The 879-nt window shown below is 40.4% G+C and carries 1 pseudogene; it reads left to right on the forward strand.

Features of this window, described 5'->3' with window-relative positions:
* Nucleotides 1-879, forward strand: a pseudogene (locus tag EII37_RS10760) (YSIRK signal domain/LPXTG anchor domain surface protein); the annotation flags it as partial.

Raw genomic sequence — 879 nt, forward strand, 5'->3', positions numbered from 1 at the left:
TACTGCAGAAAATCTTGAGTTAACTAAGACAGTTACTCGTACAATCAAGTACCGCTACAACGATGAGAATGGTAAAGAAGTAACAGCTGATGAAGTTCAAACAGTAACCTTCACACGTAGCGCAAGCATTAACTTGGTAACAGGAGATGTGGAATACACTGACTGGTCAGCAGCACAAACGCTTGAGGAAGTAGTTTCTCCAGAAGTAGCTAATTATACTTACGATAAGGAAACTGTTCCAAGTCTTGAGGTAACAAACGAGTCAACTGATAGTACAGTATACGTTATCTATAAACCAGTAGCGCCAACTACAACACCTGCTACATCAACTGATATCCAAGGTAAGCCACAGACAGGTACTCCAACATATAAACATGCTGATGGAACTGAGTTGAAACCAACAACAGATAATCCAGCTAAGTTCGTTGGAACTGAGGAAACAACTATCCCAGCTACTAAGGATGGTAAGACAGTTGGTACATATACAATTGATCCAACTGGTACAGTAACCTTCACACCAAATAAAGACTTCGTTGGAACACCAGACCCAGCTAAAGTAGTTGTAACAGATCCTACAAATGGTACAACTGTTGAGTCAAGTTACACTCCAACTGTAACACCAGTTACACCAACAGGTGTGGATACAGGCTCTACAGGTCCTAAGAACACTCCTCAATCTGGTACACCAACATTTGTACCTGGTCATAAAGATGTACCAATGGACAATAAAGTTCCTGCTACATTTGAAGATGGTACAACAAGTAAAACAGTTCCAAACGAAGGAACATATACTGTTGATCCAACAGGTAAGGTAACCTTCACACCAAATAAAGATTTCGTTGGAACTGCAACAGGAGTAACTATTGTACGTAAAGACAC

The organism is Streptococcus sp. OH4692_COT-348 (assembly GCF_003859975.1).
Taxonomy (GTDB): Bacteria; Bacillota; Bacilli; order Lactobacillales; family Streptococcaceae; genus Streptococcus.